Here is a 22,136-nt window from a genome sequence, read left to right on the forward strand (position 1 = left end):
TCCTGAGCTATATAATGTCCTATTTAATATATTTAAATTTACTATATTATGGTACAATTTGCAAGTAATTAGATTTCTAATCTATATTATATATATTATTTATAATTTTATTGCCTTCGTAGCTATATAAGTATCTATATATTTTCCTAATATATCATCTTCTATCTTATCTTCATAAAATCCACCTATTACAAAACCTGCTTCAATTTGACCTCCTATTTGACTATAAAGTGTATGCCCAAACTCTAAAGGTTCTTTATTTTTTATAAATTCTTCTAGTTTTTCTTTTGGCAGTTGCTTTATATCTGAATAAGGTATAGTGTTTGCTACTGCTAAATTACCTTTTTCCCATTCATATAAATCGAATATATATACTATAGGATTTGTAAATCCAGCTATTAGCACACCACCCTTTGTAAGTACTCTGTAGCACTCTTTCCAAGTCTTTTCTATATTATCTATAAATGTGTTTGATACTGGATGAAATATAAAATCAAAGCTTTCATCCTCAAATCTTGATAAATCTCTCATATCACCTTGTTCTAAATCTATTTTAAGATTATCTCTTTTACTTACAAGCTCATCTTTTAATAGCTGTTCTTTGCTATTATCAAATACGGTTACATTTGACCCTAGTGCAGAAAAAATTGGTCCTTGTTGTCCTCCACCACATGCTAGGCAAAGTACCTTTTTATCCTTTATGTTCCCTATCCACTCTTTAGGTACTAATTTTGTTGGTGTTAATAATAGTTTATATTCTCCATTTCTTGCTTTATCTACATCTTCACTACTTACAGGCATTGTCCACTTATTTCCTTTTTTAACCTCATTATCCCAAGCATTACTATTATATTTTAATATATCCATATATCTCCCTCCTCTATTATAATTACTAACAATTCCTATAATTTTTCTCATCAAATTTTTTAAATTTATACAATTAAATATAAATACCATATTTTAACTAAAAAAGGATATCTCTTTTAATTCTTAAAACTTTTAGAGATATCCTTCGTCTACTAAATATATTTATCCAAATAAACTAAGAAGTATTCCTGCCGCTACTGCTGAACCTATAACTCCAGCAACATTTGGTCCCATCGCATACATAAGTATGAAATTGCCTGGATTTTCTTCTTGTGCTACTTTATGAGCAACCCTTGCAGCCATAGGAACTGCTGATACTCCTGCTGCTCCTATAAGTGGATTTACTTTATCTTTGCTAAATTTATTCATTAATTTTGCAAATAATACACCTGATCCAGTTCCTATACTAAATGCTATTATACCAAGTACAAATATTTTTATAGTTTGCATGCTTAAAAATATTTCTGCCTCTGCTGATGCTCCAACTGCTAATCCTAAAAATATAGTTATCATATTCATTAAAGCATTACTTGCAGTATCTGATAATCTATCTGTAACCATACACTCTTTAAGTAAATTTCCAAACATAAGAAGTCCTATCAATGTAGCTGCTGATGGCAATAATAGTGATACTACTATTGTTACTGCTATTGGAAATATTATTTTTGTTTTTTTAGACACCAACTTTGATTGTGTCATAACTATACTTCTTTCTTCTTTAGTTGTTAAAGCTTTCATAATCGGTGGTTGAATAATTGGTACTAGTGCCATATAAGAATATGCAGCAACTGCTATAGGTGCTAATAAGTGAGATGCTAACTTTGTCGTTAAGTATATTGCAGTAGGTCCATCAGCTCCACCAATTATTCCTATTGATGATGCTTCAAGCCCAGTAAATCCTAAGAGTAATGCTCCTATAAATGTAAAGAATATCCCAAATTGAGCTGCTGCTCCTAGTAACATGGTTTTAGGATTTGCTATTAATGGCCCAAAGTCTGTGCATGCTCCTACACCTAGAAATATTAGTGGTGGAAATATTCCAAGCTTTGCACCTTGATATAAATAATGTAAAAGTCCTCCTGGTGATTTAGTATTTATAGTTCCATTTATAGCTTCATTTGTTAATTCTAAATTACTAATTGATGATATTGGCCCATTCATAACACCTGCCAACGGAAGGTTTGTAAGTAACATACCAAAAGCTATGGGTACTAATAATAATGGTTCAAATTCTTTTGCTATTGCTAAATATAATAAAATACAAGCAATAAAAATCATAATTATTTGTTGCCATGATATATTAACAATCCCCATAGATGAAATAAAATTATTTATAACTTCTATCACGGGTAAGTCCCCCTTTTTCTATTCTAGGAAATTGTAATTTTCCCTATTCTGATAAGTTTGATTTTACGTACTATAAAAACTCTCCTCTATCTTAATCTTTTGCTCAAATTATATGTAATATAAAGTATTTGTAGTTTTATTATAATCTAAAGTACTATTTTATAGATAAAAGTATATCTCCAACACTTACAGATGCTCCTTTTGAAACATTAACAGATGTAACTGTTCCGTCAGAATCTGCCATTATTTCATTTTCCATTTTCATAGCTTCAAGTATTAATAAAACTTGACCTTTTTTTACACTATCTCCTTCTTTGACTTTAACATCGCATATAGTTCCTGGCATTGGAGCATTTACTTGACCAGAACTATTTGAGGCTTTAGGTGATGATTGAGCTTTATTTTGTACTTTAGATGCTTTATCTATTTGGTGTGTACTTTGTGCTTGTGGTACTTTTGAAATATGACTCGCTACGCTACTTAGTTCTTCTACTTCTACTTCATATGTATTTCCATTAACTGTTATATTATATTTTTTTATCATTATTAAACTCCCCCTGCTACTTTATTTAGTAGTACTTTTAGTCATTCTTTCCCAATTTGTTTTTGAGTTATTAGTCCTAGATATTTTTCTTACTATTATATTATTTGTACTATTTCCAGTTGAAGCTGCTATTGCTGCAGTTATTACGGATACTAATTCTTCTATACTTTCATCTTTTTTAAATTCATTACTTTCTGTCATAGTTTCTTTCTCAGTACTATCCTTAAGCTTAGCTTGTGATTTTTCACTTTGAAGTAACTTTATTATAGCTGTTATAACTAATAAAATTATAAAAACTACGCTCATAGACAGTAATGCTACACTAACACCTGCTAATAATGTTTCTCCTATTGATAATGTTATTGTAGGATCTTTTAAAGTTTCTAATAATTGACTAATATTCATATATTACCACCTTCCTATAAAGGTATATTTCCATGTTTTTTAGGCGGTCTTTCTTCTCTTTTAGATGATAATGTATCAAGTGCATCAGCTATTCTTACTCTTGAGTATGCAGGTTCTATTACATCATCTAAATATCCTCTTTCTGCTGCTTTGTATGGAGTTGCAAACTCATCACTATATTCATTTATCTTAACTTCTCTCATTTCTTTAGGATTTTGGGCATTTTTTATATCATTTTTAAATATTATATTTGCTGCACCACTTGGTCCCATAACTGCAACTTCAGCACTTGGCCAAGCAAGTACCATATCTGCTCCCAGATCTTTTGAACACATAGCAAGATATGAACCACCATAAGCTTTTCTAGTTATTAAAGTTATTTTTGGTACTGTAGCTTCACTATATGCATAAAGCATTTTTGCACCATGTCTTATTATCCCTCCATACTCTTGAGATGTTCCTGGTAAAAATCCTGGTACATCTACTAATGTAATTATCGGAATATTAAAAGCATCGCAAGTTCTTATAAACCTTGCACTTTTATCTGATGCATTTATATCAAGTGATCCTGCCATAACTTTTGGTTGATTTGCAATTATACCAATACTTTCTCCGTTTACTCTTGCAAATCCAGTTATCATATTTTGTGCAAAATATGGTTGGACTTCATAGAAATCACACTCATCTACTATTTCATATATTATTTCTTTCATATCATATGGATTTTTGGCATCATCTGGAATTATGCTGTTTAATATATCATTTTTTCTATTGGCATCATCTATTGTATCTATTATTGGAGCTTTCTCTGAGTTGTTTGATGGTAAAAAACTAAGCAGTTTTCTTATTTGTTGTATACAATCCTCATCGTTATTTGCTATAAAGTGAGCTACTCCAGAAGTAGTATTATGAGTAGATGCTCCACCTAAACTTTCAGCACTAACTTCTTCACCTGTTACTGTTTTTATAACCTGTGGACCTGTTATAAACATTTGACTAGTTTTATCTACCATATATATAAAATCTGTCAGTGCCGGTGAATATACTGCACCTCCTGCACAAGGACCCATAATTGCAGATATTTGTGGTACTACCCCCGATGCTATTGTGTTTTTATAAAATATCTCTCCGTATCCAGCTAATGCATCAACGCCTTCTTGTATTCTAGCTCCTCCTGAATCGTTAAGCCCTACTACTGGAGCTCCAACTTTAAGTGCCATATCCATAACTTTGCCTATTTTTTTAGCATGCATCTCACCTAAAGACCCACCAAGTACTGTAAAATCTTGTGCAAATGCACAAACTAATCTCCCCTCAACTTTACCATATCCGCATATTACACCTTCACCTGGTACTTCTTGTTTTTCCATACCAAAATTTGAACATCTATGTTTTACAAATGCATCTAATTCAACAAAAGTATTTTCATCAAATAATAAATTTAATCTTTCTCTTGCAGTTAATTTTCCTGATGCATGTTGTTTATCTATTCTCTTTTGCCCACCTCCTAGTTCTATCTTACTTCTTTTTTCATAAAGTAGATTTAACTTTTCTTGTGACACAAAACCACCCCCAAAACTTTAGTTAATGTATTAAATGGTAAAGCAAATTTTATTTTCTTTCGCTTAGCTCAAGTAACACTCCATCAGTTCCTTTTGGATGACAGAAAGCTATTTTTGCATTTCCTGCTCCATATCTCGGTACTTCATCTATCATTTTATACCCTTTAGCTTTAACTTCTTCTATTGCTTTTTCTATATTATCTACTCTTATTGCTACGTGTTGTATTCCACCGCGTCCATTATTTTTATCTATAAATTTAGCTATAGGTCCATCTTCAGTAGTTGATTCTAGTAATTCAAGTTCAGTATCTCCAACTGGTAAAAATGCTACTCTGACTTTTTGTTCATTTATAATTTCTGTACCTTCACAATTTATTCCTAATACATCTTCATAAAATTTTAAACTTTCTTCTAAGTTATTTACAGCTATCCCCACATGATCTACTTTTAATATTTCCATAGTTTCCTCCTAATCATTAATTATCTTTTCAACTAATATATCGCTAAGCGAATATATATCTATTTCCTTAGTTATAGTTTTATCTAAAAGCTCATTGACTTCGTTTGTATATTCTAGTTCTTTAACGAGCTTTGAAATCTTTCTTTGTACTAATTCTTTTACTTCTAATTTGTTTCGCTCAAATCTTTTTTTAGTTAGTTCGCCACTACTTTCTAAATAATTTTTATGCTTTATTATATTTTTAAAAGTAGTATCTATACCTTCTCCAGTTTCTGCTACACATAAGTTTACCGGTGGTCTAAATTTCCAATCTTTTTTAAAATCAAGCATCATTTCTATTTCTAAGGCTGTTTTTTTCGCTCCATCCTTATCAGCCTTATTTATAACAAATACATCTCCAATTTCCATAACACCAGCTTTTATTGCTTGTATATCGTCTCCAAGACCTGGAACCATAATCATAAGTGTAGTGTCAGAGTTTTTTACTATATCGATTTCCGATTGCCCAACTCCTACAGTTTCTATAAATATAAAGTCACACCCATAAGCATCAAGTATTTTTACAGCAGATTGTGTTGCATTTGATAGACCACCTAGGCTACCCCTTGTCCCCATAGACCTTATAAATACACCTTTGTCTAAGCTTAAATCATTCATTCTTACTCTATCTCCAAGTATTGCTCCTTTTGTAAAAGGGCTTGTTGGGTCTATTGCAATTATACCGACTTTGTTTCCTTTACTTCTTATGTGTTTTACTAACTTATCCGTCATTGTAGATTTTCCTGCACCGGGAGGGCCTGTTATTCCCACTATATAAGCCCTTCCAGTATATTTATATATTTCTTTTAGGTACTTTTCATATCCATTTATTTCATTTTCTACAATAGTAATAAGCCTAGCACAATCCCTTTTTTTACCTTCTATAACTTTTTTTACTATATCACTCATAATTTCACCTTTATTATAATTCTCTTTTGAGATTTTCTTTTATAAACTCTATAGTAACTGTTGTTGGAGTTCCTGGTGTAAAAATTTGTGCTATACCTTTTTCTTTTAAAAAAGGTATATCTTCTTCTGGAATAACGCCTCCACCTATTACCAAAATATCGTCTGCCTCTTCAGATCTTAATAATTCTACGACCTTTGGTAATAAATGATTATGTGCACCAGATAGTATGCTCATAGCCACAACATCTACATCTTCCTGGATTGCAGCTTGAACTATTTGATATGGAGTTTGACGAAGGCCTGTGTATATAACTTCCATCCCTGCATCTCTTAGTGCTCTAGCTATTACTTTAGCTCCCCTGTCATGTCCATCTAAGCCTGGTTTTGCAACTAATACTCTTATTGGTCTCATTTGTATTCCTCCTTAAATCACTATATCATTACCGTTTGTTTATATTCACCAAATTCAGCTCTCATAACTTTGCATATTTCCCCTAATGTGGCATAACTTTCTACTGCATCTAGTATATATGGCATTATATTTTCATTGGAGTTACAAGCTTTTCTTAAAGCTTCTAAGTTTTTTTGTACTTTTTCATTATCTCTACTCTCTTTTAATTTTCTTATCTTTTCTTTTTGTCTTTCACCAACCATAGGATCAACCTTGAGAAGTCCCTTTGGAGCTTCTTCTTCTATCTGGAATTTATTTACTCCAACTATTATTCTTTCATTATTTTCTATTTCTTTTTGATATCTATATGCACTATCCATTATTTCTTGTTGAATAAATCCTTTTTCTATGGCTTGTGGTGCTCCTCCTAAGTTGTCTATTTTATTTATTAATTCTAAAGCCTTTTGTTCTATATTATTAGTTAAGCTTTCTACATAATAAGAACCAGCTAGTGGGTCTATGCTATCTGCTACTCCACTTTCATTTGCCACTATTTGTTGCGTTCTAAGTGCTACTCTTACTGAATCTTCTGTTGGTAGAGCTAATGCCTCATCTTTTGAATTAGTATGAAGTGATTGTGTTCCTCCAAGAACTGCTGCTAATGTTTGAATTGCTACTCTTACTATATTATTTTCTGGTTGTTGTGCAGTTAGTGTACAACCTGCCGTTTGGGTGTGAAATTTAAGCGACCATGATTTTGGATTTTGTGCATTAAATCTTTCTTTCATTATTTTTGCCCATAATCTCCTTGCTGCCCTAAACTTTGCAACCTCTTCTAATAAATTATTATGTGCATTAAAGAAAAATGATAATCTTGGCGCAAAATCATCAACATTAAGTCCTGCTTCTATAGCAGAATTAACATAGGCTATACCATCAGCTAAAGTAAATGCTACTTCCTGAACTGCATTTGCTCCAGCTTCTCTTATATGATACCCTGATATACTTATAGTGTTCCATTTTGGTACCTCTTTTGAACAATACTCAAATATATCAGTTATTAGCCTCATAGAAGGCTTTACAGGGAATATATAAGTTCCTCTTGCTACATATTCTTTTAATATGTCGTTTTGAATAGTTCCTCTTAACTTATTAGCACTTACACCTTGCTTTTTGGCTACTGCTATATACATTGCAAGAAGAACTGATGCTGGTGCATTTATAGTCATCGATGTTGATACTTTATCTAGTGGTATTGAGTCAAATAATATTTCCATATCAGCTAATGAATCTATACAAACTCCAACTTTGCCTACTTCACCTTCAGATATATCATCATCTGAGTCATATCCCATTTGAGTTGGTAAATCAAATGCTACTGAAAGTCCCATAGAACCTTGTTCTATTAAATATTTGTATCTTTTGTTTGATTCTTCAGCAGTTGCAAATCCAGCATACATTCTCATAGTCCAAAACTTACTTCTATACATTGTAGGTTGAACACCTCTTGTAAATGGATATTGCCCTGGATAACCTAAATCTTTTTCATAGTCCATATTTACATCAATTGGTGTATATAGTCTTTTTACTTCTTCTCCTGTATCAAATGTAAATATTTCTTTTCTTTCTGAAAATTTACTTAAACTCTTATTAACCTTATTTTCTTCCCATTTTTTTAAGTTTACTTGTATCTCATCTTTGTTATTTGTCATAAGCTTCCCCCCCTATACCTAATTAATAAAATTAAAATATTTTAATATTTTATTAAACTTTTAATTTATTTTGATAGTGAAATTCCTCTTTCAAAAGCTTTTTCATTTAATTCTTCTGTTCCTTTTGGAACTCTACTTAACATAGATTTTTTTACTTGTTCTGTATCTATTTCTGGTATCATATTGCATATTACTCCAAGTGCTACCATATTAGCTACCATTTCTTTTTTTAATTCATACTTGCTTGTATATATAATAGGTAATTTTAATACCTTAATTTTATCATCATTAATTATATCTTTCTCATCAATAGAAGAATCTAAAATTATAATTCCATTATTTTTTACTGTGTGATAATATTCATCAAATGCCTTTTGTGTTAAACATAATAGCATGTCAGCTTTTCTTACCTTTGGAAAATTTATCTCTTCATCACTTACTATTACTTCAGCCTTACTAGCTCCCCCTCTAGCTTCAGGCCCATATGATTGGGTTTGTACTGCATTTAGATTTGAAAGTATAGAGCCTTCTGCAAGTATAACACCTGCTAGAATAAGTCCTTGACCACCAGAACCACTAAGCCTAACTTCTTTTCTCATAATATAATCTCCTTATACTTACTTGAATTTATTTAAAATTTTTTCATATTCCTCAGTATACTCTGGCATAACACTATCTTTAAATACTCCATAAAATGATTTATTCTCTAATTTTTCTTTGGGTAATTTATCTTTAATAGATACATCTAAATAATTTTCTTTTAATAAATTCATTAAGGATACTGCTGACCATTTCTTATTTTTTCTTCCATAGTATGTTGGACACAAACTCATTCCTTCTATTAAAGAAAATCCTTTATGATTTATTCCTTTTTTAATATAATCTATCATTTGCTTTGCATGATATGCTGTAGCCCTTGCAACAAATGTAGCTCCTGCTCCTATTGCTAGCTCACATATATCAAAAGGTCTGTCAATATTTCCATATGGTGCTGTTGTGGATAAATCATTAGTGTTAGTAGTTGGAGAGTATTGACCGCCTGTCATTCCGTATATATTATTATTAAATACTATTGCTGTTATATCTATATTTCTTCTACAAGCATGTATTAAATGATTTCCTCCTATTGCACTACAGTCACCATCACCAGTTATAACTACAACATGCATATTAGGACTTGCAAATTTTACACCTGTTGCAAATGGCAATGCTCTACCGTGAGTAGTATGAAGTGTATTAAAGTTTAAATATCCAGATGCCCTTGATGAACATCCAATACCAGATACTATACAAACATTTTCCTTAATAAGACCTAACTCTTCTATAGCTACAGCTATAGATCTCATTAATATCCCATGACCACATCCAGGACACCATATATGTGGCAGTCTATCCATTCTAAAATTATTTTCTATGACTGTACTAGGCATCTTTTTACCTCCAATATTTTATCTACAATTTCTTCTGGAGTTATAATATCTCCATTATATTTGTTGATTCCATAAATATTACAGTCTTTTGAACTTACCCTTTCTACTTCTAACCTTATTTGTCCACTATTTAATTCAGGTACATATATATTTTGAACTTGCTTACTTATTTCTCTCATCTTTTCTTCAGGAAATGGCCATACCGTCTTTATACTTAAAAGTCCAGCTTTTATGCCTTCTTCTCTTAGTATATTTACTGCATCTTTGCTACATCTACTCATACATCCAAAAGTAACTATAAGTTCTTCACAATCTTTTGTTTTATATTCCTCATATATTAATATGTCATCTAAGTTACATTCTATCTTTCTTATAAGTCTATCCATTAATATTTTTGTTTTCTCTATGCTGTTAGTTGGAAACCCTACGTCATCATGCATAAGTCCTGTTACATGATATTTATAACCATCTGTAAAATTTGCCATAGGAGGTACCAAGCAATTTGAATCATAAGCCTTATAGTCTTTTTTAGATGCTGTAACTTTTATTCTATCTATCACTTCTAATTCATTTATTTCTGGTATTTCTACCTTTTCTCTCATATGTCCTATAACTTCATCTAAAAGTAATATAACTGGGGTACGGTATTTTTCTGAAAAGTTAAATGCTTTTACTGTCATATCAAATGTGTCTTTAACGCTTATTGGAGATAATACTATTATTGGATGGTCACCATGAGTTCCCCACTTAGCTTGCATTAAATCACCTTGCGCTGGAGATGTTGGAAGCCCTGTACTTGGACCACATCTTTGAACATCAACAATAACACATGGTACTTCAGCTAAACATGCATACCCTATATTTTCTTGCTTTAGAGAAAAACCTGGTCCACTAGTAGCTGTCATTGATTTTAGTCCTGCAATTGATCCTCCTATAGTTGCAGCCATAGATGCTATTTCATCTTCCATTTGAATAAACTTACCTCCTACTCTTGGAAGCATAAACGATGAAATTTCTGCTATTTCAGTAGATGGTGTTATAGGGTACCCTGCAAAAAATTTCATACCTGCATAAAGTGCCCCATGTACACAAGCTTCATTTCCTTGTAATAACTTTACTTTCCTAGACATATTCTCACCTCTTTAATCCTCAGAAGTTTGTGCTATATATATAGCATAATCTGGGCATCTAAGTTCACATAATCCACAAAAAATACAATCTTTTTCTTTTTGTATTTGTACCTTACTATTTTCTAGTTTTAATACATCTTTCGGACAAAATTCCACACAGATTCCACAACTTTTGCACCACTTTTCGTTTAGCACAAGTTTCTTACCAGGCAATATTCTCCCTCCCCTTATAGTCTTAATGTTTGAAGATATTAAATATATATTTCTAATTATCTTTTATAGTTTCTAATATTTTTAACTCTCACTCTATTCCTATATATTCTTTTGGATTGCTGTATATTCTTTTATCTCGAATAAATATGAAGTAATTCAAAAGAATACCATCTTAACTTTTACTAAAATAATAATACATAATATAAGGTAAAAATTTTAAATATATTTATAGCAACTTTTTATTTTTATAAAATTAATTAACTTATGTTTTCTATATACTTAGAATAAAAAAAATACCATCAACATAAATTTATGCTAATGGTATTTTTATATGATTAAACTTATACTATTTATTTTCTAATTCATTAACTCTTTTCTCTAAATTAGAAATTTTACTATTTATTAATACTTTCTTTTCTTTATATTTTTTTATAAATTTATATATAGCAATAGGAATTAATATCCATATTAATATATTAAATACTTGGAAAAAAATTCATATGTAATAGACATAAACTCCTCCCGTACTATTTCCAATTTTTAACCGATTCTTCGTAATAATTTATAAGTTTAGGATGAGATAAAGTATTAGTATCAATACTTTCAATATCGATAACTTCATCCTGTGCAAAATTGAACATACTCTCAATAGAACCCTTGTTTAAATACTTGGTACTTACATTAACCTTAATATCATCCAAATTCAACTCTTGTTTTGAAGAAAGATTAAATCCCCATTCTCCAAAAGATGGCACTTGCACATGATATGGATATACATTAAAATCCTCAGATTTTAAAGTTTTATTTATACTCCAAAATGCTTTTCTAGCGTAATATGGGCTAGTGGATTGAACGGTCATTACTCCATTTTGAGTTAATGCATTTTTACATAGTCTATAAAATATATTAGTATATAATTTATTTAAACTATCATTGTTAGGGTCTGGCAAATCAACTATTATAACATCATAAACCTCTTTAGTATTTTCTAAAAATTCAAAAGCATCTTCATATACCAAATTTACTTTTTCACTAGATAAAGAGTTTTTATTAATCTCAGTTATAAGTGGGTTTGTTTTACACAAATCTACCATCTCTTTATCTATGTCAACTAAAGTAATATTTTTAATATCATCATACTTTAATAACTCACGAACTGCAAGTCCATCTCCTCCGCCTAGTATCAATACATTTTCATGATTTTTAACTATTCCCATAGGTATATGAACTAATGCTTCATGATATCTATATTCATCTTTAGATGAAAACTGTATGTTCCCATTTAAATATAACCTTAAATCATCCTTGTGTCTTGTCATAACAATCTTTTGATACTGCGTTTGATTTGATAATACAACTCTATCACGATATAGTGAATTTTCAATACTTTGAGATATATTTTCAGAATATAATACTCCTAAAAACATAAATACTAATGATATATATGAGACTATCTTAAACGTTTCAATATTTTTTATATAACTTTTATAATTATGAATTATAACTATAGCTATTACTATGTTTATCGTTCCCACTAAAAAAGATGTAGCAAAATACCCTAAAGTAGGAAGTAAAAATAATGGGAATAAAAGTGAGCCGATAAGTCCTCCTATATAATCAAAGCTAAATACATTTGATAAAGTTACTCTTAAATTATCACAATTTTCCTCTATAATTCTTGTAAGTATAGGAATTTCAAGTCCTACTAAAGTTCCTATTAGAACTATCTGTATATACATAATAAATTCACTAGAAGCTATATATACATTGGATAAAAATAGTATTAATGAAGATATTCCTCCTAGTATACCGACAGCTATTTCAACAAATACAAAAAAGTCAAATAGGTTCTTTTTAACATATTTTGAAATATGAGAACCTACTCCCATAGCACACATATAAAGCCCTATTGTTATAGAAAACTGCTTTATACTATCTCCTAATAAGTATGAGCCTACAGCACTTATTAAAAGTTCATACACTATCGAACAGCCTGATATTATAAGTGTTGTAAGCATTAAAATCTTGTAATTAAATTTATTATTTACCATTACTGTATAGCACCACTAATTAGTATAGCAAGACCTATAAATATTCCTGAAACCATAAGTCCTGCTGCACTATTTCCATTTCCAATTTCTTCATTTAGGTTATATTTTTTATTAAATACTAACATTGATAAGTAACCTAATATACAAAGTACTATTCCAAGTACAAAGTATATAACTGTTGAAGTTAAATCTTGTAGTATTGTTGTATTTGTATTTTGATTAACTGGAGATGCTATAACACTTCTTAAAAGTATTCCTACTGCTATTGATGATGCTGCACTTATATATCCTACTGCTTTATTTCCTCTTTTTATTTCTGTTGGAAAGTGACAAGGTATAGCCAAGTCTACTAAAAAGTTTCCAACTAACATAAGTATAAAACCTATTACTGAATAGATTATCGTTCCTAAAATACCTTCCATATATTCCTCCTATTATTTACCACTACTAAGTCCACCACCAGATGATGTTCTTGAAAATACACTACCTCTTTTAACACTTTGATTTGAAGTTTGTAGTTCTCTGTATTTATTATTAAAATCTTGAGAGACTATGTTTCCTTTATAAGTATTAAATGGAGATATTCTTCTTTTGTATTTGCTGTAGTCATTTCTATATCCAAATGTATAATAAAAATCTCTATAATATACATTTGATGAAGAGTGACTTGTATTATATAGATCATTGTTGCTAACATACATATATTCTCTAGGACATACTTGTATATATGTCTTATCATCCATCCCTATATAAACTACAGCATATTCATCCTTTGTAAGTATAGCCACACTATACTCATCATCACTACTTTGAACTTCTTCTATTAAAGTTGTTGCTTTATCTATTATATCTTTTGCTGATTCATCCATGGACATAGATGTATAATATACATCTGCTTTTAGTTTACTATTAGCATCTGAAGTTATAGATGTGTAATAAGTATATTTTGATGAGTTATTTTTAAAGTAGTTTTGTATAAAATTTTTATCACTTATAAACATATATACTATTAATATAATTATAGGTATTGAAAGTAATAAAGCATATTTTAGATATTGCACTTTTTTCTGTTCTTTTTTAGGATTGTTTTCTTCTATGTAATCATCTTGTAGTATTTCTATATTATCTACTTCAATGCTTTCACAATAGGTAACTTCATCCTCCCAAATTTCTACTGAAAATATTTTTTTAGATTCTTTATGTTCATATTCTTTAAATACTACTTTTTCATATAAATCTACATCTGCTTTATAAAAGTTTGTAACTTCTGCTTTTAAGTCTTCTTTTAATTTGTATCCCGACTTGTATAATGTGTTTTCTGATTTTTGATGGGTTTCTTTAAATAAATATAAATAATCATAACTTATTCCAACACTTAACCATAATACGCTATTATTATCGCTTAAAATTTCGTATTCTATAAAAGTTGAACCTTCTTCATCTTTGTATACTATATAAGAAATTATTTTATATACATTAGATTTTATTTTTATCCTTTGCCCTATTTCTAATTGCCTAAAACTAGCATTAACCATAATTTCACCCCCCTATTTTACATATTTTACCATATATTTATTATATCATATAAAAATTTCATTTTTTAAGATTTGTATACAAATTTCTCTTTATATATCCATATTTGTTATTTAAGTTTTTTAATGTTAGATGCACTTTAAAATATCCCATATAAGCAAAACTTATATGGGATATTTTAATCATAATTATTATATATTTTACATTAACTATTTCTACTTCTTTTTTGTCTATGTATATTCTCACATAATAAACTTTCATCTAGTCCACCTCTATAATAGGCTATTATAGTTTCTAAATCTATATTAGTTTCTTCTATAATTATTTTAACCTCATATATAGTTGGATTTTCAAACATTTGAAGTATTTCTAATTCCTCTTTAGTCAATTTTAGACCTTCTTTCTTCAATAATTATATATATATTTATACTTTTAATAACTATTATTTATGTATTATTCTTATCTGTAATTATACTCCTATATATTAATTTAAAACACTTTTATTTTTTATTTCTAATTTAAATAGTAGTTAACATAATAAGATTATGGTAATAAATTATTATTATTAATTTTTATATAATTAAATATTAATAATAATATAAATTTACGAGCGAATTTATATGATAATCATGTATTAAAAATTTAAGTATTTTATATCTACTAGGAATATACCTTTTATATTTTTATATTTCTTCAATACTATACTTATGTCTACCTAGATTCCATTTGATTCTTGTGATTCTTCATTTTGTACTAGTGGTGTGCATTCTATGGGGTTGTATCAACAATTGCATTCATATTTTCCTATATCCTTTAAAATACCATCTATAAATTTGTCTTTATTCACTGCTATAGATAAATATTTTCTTTTAATTCACTTTACCATACGTTTTACTTAAATTAAGGCATACTTGTAGGTCTAGTATTATCCATTATTTATCCTTTGGCTGGTAATCTTATATGCTATATCGTTATTTGTATATTTAAGTAGTAGTATAACTAATTTTTTAGTTGTTTATTTTATAATTAATTTCATCTATTCCACTCCCGATTGCTATGTATATAAGATTAACTCCTTAAGAATATTGGCCCTGTTACTTGACAAAAATAATAAAAATATACATAATAGTACTATAAAGTATCAATAAGTACTAATCAGTACTATTAGTTTCTAAGAGGTGATTTATGAGTAGTAAACAAGAAGTTATTATGCAAGTGGCTCAAAAATGTTTTAATAAACAAGGATTAAAATATACATCAATAGATGATATTGTAAAAGAATGTAAGATATCTAAATCTACATTTTATAAGTATTTTGCGACTAAAGAAGATTTAGTTTGGGAAATGTTAATCTATTCTAATAAAAAATTTTCTAATGCATCTATATTGATAGACACAGATAATACAAAAACACCACATGAAAAATTAAAAGAAAAAATAAAACTTGTATCTGATTATCTTAAATATAACTATTCTTTTAATGCACACATTCTAGGAGAATTTTCAGAAATTAAGGGTAATTCTTTAATAGAGATAAGAAATAACTTAAGATCTAATATAATAAACTGTTATAAGACCCCTTTAATATTAATTTATGGTGAAGAAATAACTCCTTTTATATGGGAGTTATTATTTGTTATAGATAGCTTAATTCATGAATTTAATCTTGTAATGAAAATGAATAAAAGAAATATTAGTGAAGAATATATTTTTGAATTTATAACTAGACAAATAGATTTAAATATAAAAAATCTAAGATACAACAAAAGTATTATAAATGAAAATATATTTTACTCTATAGATGAAATTGGTGAAAGCAATTATAAAGATTCTCTAAAAGATGTTTTTTTAAATGTAGTATATTCTATAAAAGAATGTATTAAATTAAATGAAAACGAAAAACTATCTGAAGCAATTACAAAAATAGAAGAAGAATTTAATTTAGGTAATTATAATTCATTGACTATGCATGCTATGATAGCATACTTAGAAAAGCAAGATTCTCTAAAAGAATATGCAGCTAAATTAAATAGATTGATATCTAAGTTAGGAGATGAAATAATAAATGGAGAATAAAAGATTAAGGAATTTAATAGTTTCAGCGCTAATGCTAGGTTCATTTTTAACAGGGCTTAATCAAACTGTACTAACTTCAGCACTACCTAGTATAATGCATGATTTTTCTGTAAATGCAGATACAGCTCAATGGCTAACATCAATTTATATGCTTGTTTTAGGTATTATGATACCCTCAACTGCATATTTAATAAGTAATTTCTCAACTAAAAAGCTATATATTAGTGCTATGTTGCTATTTTCTATTGGATGTACGATATCTATATTTACAAAAAACTTTTCATTGCTAGTTGTGTCTAGAGTCTTTCAAGCGATGGCTTCCGGAATAATAATGCAATTAGTTCAAGTTGCAATGCTAAACCTATACCCTAAGGAAGAAAGAGGAGCTGCCATGGGTATGTATGGTTTTGTTGTTGGTGTTGCTCCAGCAATAGGACCAACATTAGCTGGGTATGTAATAGATAACTTTGGATGGAGAGTTTTATTTTATGTTCTAGCTTTTATTGCAGTATTAGATATGATATTTGCACACTTTACATTAAAAAATATTACAGAAATTAAAAAATCTAAACTTGAATTCATATCACTAATATTATCAACTTTCGGGTTTGGAGGATTATTAACAGGAGTTTCTAATGTTGGATCATATGGAATATTAAATCCTATAACATATGTACCAATAGTAATTGGAATTATATCACTTATATTATTTACAATAAGACAATACAAGGTTGATGTACCACTTTTAAACCTTAGAGTACTTAAAAGTAAACAGTTTGTAGTATCAGTTATATTGCTAATGATTACTTATGGAGCATTTACATCTGCAACTATGATATTATCTTTATATATACAATCAGCAAGAAAAATGTCCGCAATGATACCAGGATTAATGATGCTTCCAGGTTCAATACTTATGTCTATATTAAGTCCAGTATCAGGACGTATGCTTGATAAATATGGAGCAAGAATCCCAGTTTTATCAGGATTTTTATGTTTGGGAATAGGTACATTTGCATTTTCAAACTTAAGTGAAACAACGTCTATTTTAACATTAACTATTATGTATTCGTTTAGAATGCTCGGAATAACATTTTTATTAATGCCAGTTACAACTTGGGGACTTAATTCACTTAAACAATCTGAACTGGCAGATGGTAGTGCTATAAGCTCTACACTTAGACAAGTTTCTGGGGCAATAGGCGCATCTATGCTTATATCTATAATGACACATGTATCAAATAGTAGTTTAAATACGTCTCAAGTTCTTGCTGATATAAAAGGAATGGATGCTGCATTTAGAATTGCTACTATATTAGTAGTAATCGGATTAATAATTGCAATAATATATGTAAAAGATAATAAGAAAAAATCTAAAAAAACATGTAACGATAATCTGGCTTTAGAATAAATTATATAATTTACCCCTTAAATTAGTATATTTATTAACAGTTATAATAAAATATAAAAACTTAAATAATAAAAAGATGGCATCATATTTCACAATGCCATCTTCTTTATTTTTTTAAGTTTTTTATTTCTTCTATAGTAAGTCCAGTTTTTTGTGCTATCACTTCAATAGGTAATACATCTAATAATTCCTTTGCTATTTCTATAGCCTTTTCTTTTTTTCCTTGTTCTATCTTCTTTTTCTCAAATTCTAAATCTTCTATAGATTTGTTAATTTCTTCAGATTTATCATAATTAAAATAATTTCTATCTTCTAAATCAATAAATTCTATATTATCTAAATCTAAAGATACTTTTTCTTTCTTTTCGATTTTTCTTCCAATTTCATTATTTAACTTTCCTATTTTGTTACAGCAAGTCATTTTAACAAAGTATGTTTTGTTCCATTTAAAAAGAGGTATGAAGAAAAACATAAAATACCAATATGATATATATACTTCTACATGTCCATACTTTCCACAGCATTTACATATAGTAAATTCATCAAAGTCTAGTTTTTTCTCTTCTTGACTTATACCCATTATAAAAAACATTTGTTTCCTCCAATAGTCTTTCTAATATTTAGTAATATTATATCAAATTAATTACCTTTAAAGTACTAATTCTATTTTTATTGTTGGCTAATTTGTGAAACCTTATGAATCTCTACTTTTTCATTTTTCCTTAAGTTTTTATAATATGTCCTAAATAAAGAAGAAACTACTATAACACCAAGGGCTATAGAACCACTTGCAAATAAAACATTAGCTCCTGTAGTGAATGATTCTTGGAAATTTCCTTCTATAACATAATACATTGTATTATATAATCCAAGACCTGGAATTAAAGTTATTATTCCTGGAACTACAAATAATATAGTAGGTTTTTTCATCTTTCTTGCTAATATTTCACATAATAATGCTGCAATTGACGCTGCTATAAAGTTTGCACTCATCATATCAAAATTGATTCTCATTAAAATTATATATATAGTCCATGATATCATTCCTATAGAACCAGATATGTATAGTGTTTTTTTAGGTGCATTTAAAAATACTGCAAAACCAACTGATGCTAAGTATGAAAATATTATATGTATATACATTGGCATCCAAATCATTATAATAATCCTCCCCATTTTACATATATATTCATTGACATACCAACACCAACTGCAATAGCTGTGGCAATAACTCCTGCATCAATTACTCTTCCTACTCCTGACATTAACTCCCCTGATACTAAATCCCTTATGGCTTTTATAAAAGGGACTCCTGGTAAAAGTGGCATTATAGATCCTACTATTAACATCTTTGGTGTATCTAATATACCAAGTTCTACAAGACCTATTCCACAAAATCCTATAATTATAGATGAAACTAGTGTTGCAAAAACAGGTATATTTGTTATTTTTTTTACCTTATTATAAGTAATCATAGCTATTACCGATGTTATAAGAGTTAGCATAAATGTTATTACGTTATCTCCTCCAACTAATACTGCAAAACTAGAAGAACCTATTGCAGTCCATATATTTATCTCACTTTGTGTATGCGGTGATTTATCTTCTAAGTTTTTTAATTCTGCTATTGCATCATCTATTGACATATCTATATCGTTAACAAATTTTCTTGAAAACTCATTTAGTAAGTCAATTTTATTTAAATTTATACACCTATTTTCTATTACTTTCATAAATGTATATCCATCAAATCTATCATCAGAAACTATAATGGTATTGGGTGCCATAAACACATTTATATGAGAAAATCCTCTAGATTTGCAAATCCGTTTTACAGTATCGTCTACTCTATAAGTTTCTGCTCCATTACTAAGCATTAATTGCCCTATAAATGTGGCTAATCTCAAGACATCCTTTTTGTATTTATAATTAATACTTTCTGCCATAGTTGACCCCCTCATTTACATATTATTTTTATTAGAAATTAATTATATCACTTCTATTTAGATATATAAAGCAAAATTTTTATACTTTAAAATCATTAATACTTTTAATTATTATAGATAATTAAATCCGTGAAATTGTATTTAAGAATGTTTCGTTTCTCTTAATAACTTATTGTTATAAAAAAAGATAGTGCCCAAAAGTACAACACTATCTTTTTTAATTATTGATAATTTAATTTTATTTATCATTAAATGATACAACACTAAATATGTTTAAAATATATTCTTTTTATATTATATCTATAATTTTAGTAGCTATTTTCTCTCCAAAACATTTATCATGCTCTACAAAAAGCATAGTAGGTTTTTCTTCAAGAATCATATTTTCTATTTGTATACGCGAAATTACATCAATAAAATTAAGGGGTTCGTCCCAAATATAAAGTTGAGATTTTTCACATAAACTTGCAGCAATAAGTAATTTTTTCTTTTGACCTTCACTCCACTGTTCTATATTCTTTTCAAATTGAATATTTGTAACACCTACTTGATTCAAGCTACTTTTTAAATGCTGTATATTTATTCCTTTTTCTGCTGAAAACTCTTCAATTTTTCCTTTTAAAAAATTTGTTTCTTGAGAAACATATGATATCTTACTTACTTTTTCTACATAGCCTGTATAATTAATTTCTTCTCCCATTAATAGCTTTATTAAACTTGATTTACCACACCCATTTTTACCTCTTATCCAAATACGATCTCCTGGTTTAATTTTAAAACTTATTGGTTTTTTAAATATTTCCTTTTGATATACTATTTGTAAGTCTACTACCTCTAACAACTTATCTGAGTTTGTCTCTATATTCCCTATTTTGAGTTTTTCTACCTGTTCTATATTTTTTAGCAATTTAGATTTTTCCTCTATAGCTTTATTTTGACGCTTTTCTAAGCATTTAGCTCTTTTCATCATCTTTGATGCTTTATGCCCAATATATCCTCTATCTACAGGACCACCTCCTATTTTAGTGGACTCTAATTTATCAGACCAACTAGATTTTTGTTTAGCTGCTATTTTAAGTCTTTTAATGTTTTTAAGTAATTTTTCATTTTCTGATTTTTCAAACTCATCTCGCCTATCATTATTTACTTGCCATGTAGTGTAATTACCTTTTTGGATATCTATATTACTTTTATTAATAGATAAAACATGATTAATTACTTCATCTAAAAAGTTTCTATCATGTGAAACTAATATAAATCCCTTCTTCTTATTTAAATATTTTGCTACACATTCTCTACCTTCTGAATCTAAATGGTTAGTAGGTTCATCAATAAGTAAAAAGTTATTTTTTCTAAGAAATAATGCTGATAATAATAGTTTTGTACGCTCACCAGAACTTAATGTTTTAAAATTTCTATCTAGTATTTCTGGTCCTAATCCTATTTTTCTTACTTCTTTTTCTATCATTTCATTAATAATATATCCATCATAGCTTATAAATTTATCTAACACTTCTCCATATTCTTTTATATATTTAATATCACTTGAATATTCTTTTAGTTCTTTTTCCCATTTAGTGAACGGTGCTATTGCTTCTCTCATAACTTCTAAAGCTACTTGATTGTCATTCTCTACATTCATAGGAAAATAATCAAAGCTTACTGGACTTATTATTTGCCCACTATATTTATATTCTCCTTTTAATAATTTTAAAAAAGTTGTTTTCCCTCGACCATTTCTACCTATTAATCCTAACTTCCAGTCTGTATCTATATTTATGGATACATTTTTAAATATATCATCTCCATGGTTATCATATTGAAAACTTAAATTATTTATTTTAATTTGTGCCATAATTGTCCTCTCCTTTGTTGAGGAAATAAAAAAACTTCCTCAACTTAAATAGTATTTTTTACTACTTAAAAGATAAGAAAGTTATTATATTTAAATATTATGACATGCAAATAAAAGCAATGATTGCTTTTATTTGAGTAATTTAGTTATAACATTTAATCTTATTCTTAACTTTAAGTAGTTTATAGGGTAGCTTAATAAAACATCTATTTTTGATGTTTTAAAACCTAATTAAACTATATTATTGTTATTTTG

Annotated in this window: 23 protein-coding genes; 2 read left to right on the top strand and 21 right to left on the bottom strand. The window is 28.5% G+C overall.

Annotated elements, in window-relative coordinates:
- Positions 1-99: 99 nt before the first annotated feature.
- The 17 genes from FRIFI_RS07390 to FRIFI_RS07470 form a co-directional block, all read right to left on the bottom strand.
- Positions 100-867 (bottom strand): class I SAM-dependent methyltransferase, encoded by a 768-nt coding sequence (locus tag FRIFI_RS07390; protein ID WP_166505481.1) that lies wholly within the window; start codon positions 865-867, stop codon positions 100-102.
- A 162-nt stretch (positions 868-1,029) separates the two neighbouring features.
- A complete protein-coding gene (locus FRIFI_RS07395; protein WP_166505482.1) occupies positions 1,030-2,214 on the bottom strand; it encodes a sodium ion-translocating decarboxylase subunit beta in 1,185 nt (394 codons plus the stop codon).
- A gap of 154 nt (positions 2,215-2,368) precedes the next feature.
- Positions 2,369-2,758 carry a biotin/lipoyl-containing protein gene (locus tag FRIFI_RS07400; protein ID WP_207733558.1) on the bottom strand — a complete coding sequence of 130 codons (390 nt, stop codon included), beginning with the start codon at positions 2,756-2,758 and terminating at the stop codon, positions 2,369-2,371.
- A 21-nt stretch (positions 2,759-2,779) separates the two neighbouring features.
- Complete coding sequence (locus tag FRIFI_RS07405; RefSeq protein WP_166505483.1) at positions 2,780-3,163, bottom strand: OadG family protein; 384 nt, start codon at positions 3,161-3,163, stop codon at positions 2,780-2,782.
- A 14-nt stretch (positions 3,164-3,177) separates the two neighbouring features.
- Positions 3,178-4,725 carry a methylmalonyl-CoA decarboxylase subunit alpha gene (gene mmdA / locus FRIFI_RS07410; protein ID WP_166505484.1) on the bottom strand — a complete coding sequence of 516 codons (1,548 nt, stop codon included), beginning with the start codon at positions 4,723-4,725 and terminating at the stop codon, positions 3,178-3,180.
- Positions 4,726-4,774: 49 nt separating this feature from the next.
- A complete protein-coding gene (gene mce, locus FRIFI_RS07415) occupies positions 4,775-5,185 on the bottom strand; it encodes a methylmalonyl-CoA epimerase (protein ID WP_166505485.1) in 411 nt (136 codons plus the stop codon).
- A gap of 9 nt (positions 5,186-5,194) precedes the next feature.
- Entirely contained in the window at positions 5,195-6,133 is a 939-nt protein-coding gene (gene meaB / locus FRIFI_RS07420; RefSeq protein WP_166505486.1) for a methylmalonyl Co-A mutase-associated GTPase MeaB, read from the bottom strand.
- Between the two features lie 13 nt (positions 6,134-6,146).
- A complete protein-coding gene (locus tag FRIFI_RS07425; RefSeq protein ID WP_092925663.1) occupies positions 6,147-6,545 on the bottom strand; it encodes a cobalamin B12-binding domain-containing protein in 399 nt (132 codons plus the stop codon).
- Positions 6,546-6,565: 20 nt separating this feature from the next.
- Positions 6,566-8,236 carry an acyl-CoA mutase large subunit family protein gene (locus FRIFI_RS07430; protein ID WP_166505487.1) on the bottom strand — a complete coding sequence of 557 codons (1,671 nt, stop codon included), beginning with the start codon at positions 8,234-8,236 and terminating at the stop codon, positions 6,566-6,568.
- A gap of 65 nt (positions 8,237-8,301) precedes the next feature.
- The gene (locus FRIFI_RS07435; RefSeq protein WP_092925659.1) at positions 8,302-8,835 is read right to left on the bottom strand and encodes a 2-oxoacid:acceptor oxidoreductase family protein; all 534 of its coding nucleotides are present in this window, start codon (positions 8,833-8,835) and stop codon (positions 8,302-8,304) included.
- A gap of 18 nt (positions 8,836-8,853) precedes the next feature.
- The gene (locus FRIFI_RS07440) at positions 8,854-9,666 is read right to left on the bottom strand and encodes a 2-oxoacid:ferredoxin oxidoreductase subunit beta (RefSeq protein ID WP_166505488.1); all 813 of its coding nucleotides are present in this window, start codon (positions 9,664-9,666) and stop codon (positions 8,854-8,856) included.
- Positions 9,648-10,796, bottom strand: coding sequence for a 2-oxoacid:acceptor oxidoreductase subunit alpha (locus FRIFI_RS07445; protein WP_166505489.1), 1,149 nt, complete (start codon positions 10,794-10,796; stop codon positions 9,648-9,650). Before FRIFI_RS07445 ends, FRIFI_RS07440 begins: the two co-directional genes overlap by 19 nt.
- Before the next feature lie 12 nt (positions 10,797-10,808).
- A complete protein-coding gene (locus tag FRIFI_RS07450) occupies positions 10,809-11,009 on the bottom strand; it encodes a 4Fe-4S dicluster domain-containing protein (RefSeq protein WP_207733559.1) in 201 nt (66 codons plus the stop codon).
- A 527-nt stretch (positions 11,010-11,536) separates the two neighbouring features.
- On the bottom strand, positions 11,537-13,060 hold the full coding sequence (locus FRIFI_RS07455; RefSeq protein ID WP_092925651.1) for a polyamine aminopropyltransferase: 1,524 nt from the start codon (positions 13,058-13,060) through the stop codon (positions 11,537-11,539).
- Complete coding sequence (locus tag FRIFI_RS07460; RefSeq protein ID WP_092925649.1) at positions 13,060-13,482, bottom strand: DUF350 domain-containing protein; 423 nt, start codon at positions 13,480-13,482, stop codon at positions 13,060-13,062. Before FRIFI_RS07460 ends, FRIFI_RS07455 begins: the two co-directional genes overlap by 1 nt.
- A gap of 12 nt (positions 13,483-13,494) precedes the next feature.
- Entirely contained in the window at positions 13,495-14,595 is a 1,101-nt protein-coding gene (locus tag FRIFI_RS07465; RefSeq protein WP_166505490.1) for a DUF4178 domain-containing protein, read from the bottom strand.
- Between the two features lie 203 nt (positions 14,596-14,798).
- Positions 14,799-14,981, bottom strand: coding sequence for a hypothetical protein (locus tag FRIFI_RS07470; RefSeq protein WP_092925643.1), 183 nt, complete (start codon positions 14,979-14,981; stop codon positions 14,799-14,801).
- Between the two features lie 797 nt (positions 14,982-15,778).
- Here FRIFI_RS07470 and FRIFI_RS07475 point away from each other — a divergent pair.
- Positions 15,779-16,669, top strand: coding sequence for a TetR/AcrR family transcriptional regulator (locus FRIFI_RS07475; protein ID WP_166505491.1), 891 nt, complete (start codon positions 15,779-15,781; stop codon positions 16,667-16,669).
- Complete coding sequence (locus FRIFI_RS07480) at positions 16,659-18,080, top strand: MDR family MFS transporter (RefSeq protein ID WP_166505492.1); 1,422 nt, start codon at positions 16,659-16,661, stop codon at positions 18,078-18,080. The genes FRIFI_RS07475 and FRIFI_RS07480 overlap by 11 nt, the downstream gene beginning before the upstream one ends.
- A 106-nt stretch (positions 18,081-18,186) precedes the next feature.
- Here FRIFI_RS07480 and FRIFI_RS07485 read toward each other — a convergent pair whose 3' ends face one another.
- The 4 genes from FRIFI_RS07485 to abc-f all read right to left on the bottom strand — a co-directional run bounded on the left by FRIFI_RS07485 (position 18,187) and on the right by abc-f (position 21,881).
- Positions 18,187-18,672 carry a zinc ribbon domain-containing protein gene (locus FRIFI_RS07485; protein WP_092925637.1) on the bottom strand — a complete coding sequence of 162 codons (486 nt, stop codon included), beginning with the start codon at positions 18,670-18,672 and terminating at the stop codon, positions 18,187-18,189.
- A gap of 77 nt (positions 18,673-18,749) precedes the next feature.
- Positions 18,750-19,238, bottom strand: a complete 489-nt coding sequence (locus FRIFI_RS07490) for a threonine/serine exporter family protein (protein ID WP_166505493.1) — start codon at positions 19,236-19,238, stop codon at positions 18,750-18,752.
- The gene (locus FRIFI_RS07495) at positions 19,238-20,026 is read right to left on the bottom strand and encodes a threonine/serine exporter family protein (RefSeq protein ID WP_166505494.1); all 789 of its coding nucleotides are present in this window, start codon (positions 20,024-20,026) and stop codon (positions 19,238-19,240) included. The genes FRIFI_RS07490 and FRIFI_RS07495 overlap by 1 nt, the downstream gene beginning before the upstream one ends.
- A 289-nt stretch (positions 20,027-20,315) precedes the next feature.
- Entirely contained in the window at positions 20,316-21,881 is a 1,566-nt protein-coding gene (gene abc-f, locus FRIFI_RS07500) for a ribosomal protection-like ABC-F family protein (RefSeq protein ID WP_166505495.1), read from the bottom strand.
- Positions 21,882-22,136: the final 255 nt, after the last annotated feature.

This window comes from Romboutsia hominis (assembly GCF_900002575.1).
In the GTDB taxonomy this organism is placed as follows: Bacteria; Bacillota; Clostridia; order Peptostreptococcales; family Peptostreptococcaceae; genus Romboutsia_C; species Romboutsia_C hominis.